The organism is Lysinibacillus sp. TE18511 (genome assembly GCF_054062295.1).
The window spans coordinates 1-3,094 of sequence record NZ_JBSSFD010000089.1; the positions used below are offsets into that span (position 1 = coordinate 1).

Annotated in this window: 1 protein-coding gene; it reads right to left on the reverse strand. The window is 38.5% G+C overall.

Annotated features, from left to right (window positions below; genetic code table 11):
• Positions 1–361 precede the first annotated feature (361 nt).
• Positions 362–2,125: a group II intron reverse transcriptase/maturase gene (gene ltrA, locus ACVWXS_RS25790; RefSeq protein ID WP_456960671.1), complete on the reverse strand. Its 1,764-nt coding sequence runs from the start codon at positions 2,123–2,125 to the stop codon at positions 362–364.
• Between the last annotated feature and the right edge of the window lie 969 nt (positions 2,126–3,094).

Consider the following 3,094-nt stretch of genomic DNA (forward strand, 5'->3'; position numbering starts at 1 on the left):
GTGCTATTCGACTAAGAGAGAACCCTTCCGAGCGTTACCTCTTCATTTGATTCTTCGATATAACCCTTCAATTCCGAAAGGAACTGCCTAGCTTTCCCAGAGTAATGTGACCATTCTCCATTTGAGCTAGGAACATTTCGCACAACTAAACTGCAACGTTGGCATAAGTACACTTCTTCACAATCTTAACGAAACAATTAATAAAGTCACTCCATTAATCGTTGGCAATAGGTAAGCATTTGATGCTATCTCCAGCTTTTCCCCTGCTCCACACGGAACGTGATAGTTTCCCATCATTCCGCGTTCCATCTAGCGATGGTTTTGTTAATTATAAGTTTCAAGTTACTCTTAGTGATTTGGGTTATTTGATTCTTTCTAAATCACATTTCTCCCGATATTTATTGATTTTCTCAAGCATCGGTTGTGTGACGCCCAAATTCTTTATAAGTGTGTTTATCTTAGTTGTGTCTGTCATATGGATTAATTTATGAACATCTTTATGAAGGATACGTAAGTTATTGAACTTGTCATTTCCACCTAGATGTAGAGGAATATGGTGGTGACAATGTACATCTTGTGCTTGAAGGAATAAACCTGTGATTTCACAGTTTCCTTTTTTCATACTGTATCGACTAATTCGGTTATCCATGTATTCGACACTGCGTGTCAAAATATTTGATTCCATCAGTAAGGCAATTTCTTGCTTGATATTTTTATGCAGATTTTTATAAATCTGTCCTCGACCTTCTGTCGTAAATGGTGTTAGACTTTGCGTAAAGCAAATGGTATTCTTCGTCTGAACATTCGCTAGAGGGTATAGATAAATACCGGCAATTTTAAATGTCTTACATCCCAAACTGTAAAATTTCTTATAGGATGGGGGTGGATTCGTTGGATGTGCATATTTCCCGATAGACCTAAGACGGTTGTACATCATTGTACCAATATCGTAAGCAAGACGTGAGAACGCTAAGTTGACGTGTGTCGCTCTATTAAAGTAATTATGTAGCCCTAAGACAAAACTATTAAAATGCATAGCATTTTGAATGGTTGGTGAAGAACGAAGTTCTTTAACTCGTTTTTTCGCTTCAGCTTTTATTTTCTGTATCTTTTCAGCTCGAACAAAAGTGTGAGCCACTCGCTTTTTACCTTTGCGATTTGCACGAATGGTAAAGCCGAGGAAGGCAGATTCATGTTTGCGTAGATTAATAATCTTCGATTTTTCTGGTGAAATATCAAGTTTTAAACGTTCTTTTAGAAATAGCTTTACAGCGTGAAACCACTTTTCAGCAGTTTTTGCATCTCGGCATAGAATTTTGAAATCATCAGCATAACGGACTAGATATCCTTCCTTCAATTGGGTTCGCTTTTTGGCAAGGAGTTGACCTTCTCTTATCTTAAATGGTTTATTTAGAGGAAAGCATTCCCATTGTTTAGATACCCATTGATCTAATTCATTTAAAACAATATTTGATAACAGTGGTGAGAGTAACCCGCCTTGTGGAGAACCTTTTGTCGGTATACCTTCTCCATCAATCTCGGATTTTAACATTTTCGCTAGACAGGCAAGGACTTGCCTGTCTTTAACTCCTAAATTCCAAAGTTGTTTAATCAGTAAGGTATGGTTGATATTATCAAAAAAGCCTTTAATATCAATGTCTACAACGTAGTGAAGTTGTGACTGATTGACTAGGTATTGGATTCTGGCCATTGCGTGATGAGTAGACCTTAACGGTCTAAATCCATAACTATGATTGAAAAATTGAGCTTCCGCTATAGGCTCTAACACTTGTTTAAAACACTGTTGAACAATTCTATCGAGGATACATGGAATGCCAAGTGGTCTCATTTTGCCATTATCTTTTTCTATTAGTTTCCGTCTAACTTTCTTCGGGCGATAATTCTTGAGCTGTCTTTGTATTTCTTCTATTAAATCGTTCTCGGTATATTTCTCAATATCTAAAATGGTTTTCCCATCTGTACCTGGGGTTTTTGAACCTTTATTTGACTTGATAATGCGATACGCCAATAGAATATTATTCCTCGACGTGATGATGTCGTATAAGTATTGGAATGTTTCTTTGTTTTTAGCTCGCTTATGTAAGTCTGTAAAGGTTTCGGTCATACCATAATAATCCCAATATCGTAGAGCTTGCACTGTGGCATCATTCCTTTATGAAGTGATGTTCCCACATTCTTACCCGACCGGTGCAATGCACATTTGAAAAATAATCAATAACTACCACTAGACTTGGGGCTGTTCCTCCACCTTCATTACAAGGGCTTCATTAGTCGTACCCCTACCCTCACAAGAATAAATGCTTTTCGATTAAAGTCTTATAGCAACCGCTATGGGTGACAGCCCTAGTTTCAACGTTCCTTGCTTTCCAAGTACCATACAACGTAGCTATCCGTTCTCGACGTAGGTGCTTCCTTTGAGCCTGTGAGCTAGATACCGCCATAGTTCAGTATAGTGTATTTCAGAGGGCCAAATTTTACTCTACACCACTCACCCCATCGTTGGATGGGACATAAGTTTCCCTATGTTCAATCTTTAGACCCTTACCTTCGGAAGTTCGTCAGTTCCTTCCCTTGAAACTATTCTCACCGTATCTAGTTTTTCAGCCGTGCGGCATATCCGTTGGCATACCTTCTCTAAAGGAGTGGCTACAGCCTTCGTTCTGCCGACTCTACCTGTGCTTCACACCCTATGACCTGTCAGTCATAACGCATGCAGGAGTATTGACGGGATAGTTTCAGAAAACATGGTCTCTTCATTCCTATCCTCCGTTGTATAGTTGAAATTTATCTTTATAATTTCCTGTTTTTCACGCTAGAAGCATTTATAACAGAACTTGTCGCGCTGGCCCAATTGCTGAATAACATGACCGGCGTTTTTAAAACAACTTTATTATCTCTGTACATCTAATTGTTCTCGATTTAACTTATAAGACAAATAAGCTAATATTAATCAACTTCAAATAACGATAATTATGTGCATCGAGTAGGAGGGAGTGATTAACTCCCGACCTCTCACACCACCGTACGTACGGTTCCGTATACGGCGGTTCAATTAAGATGAATAACGCAAAGT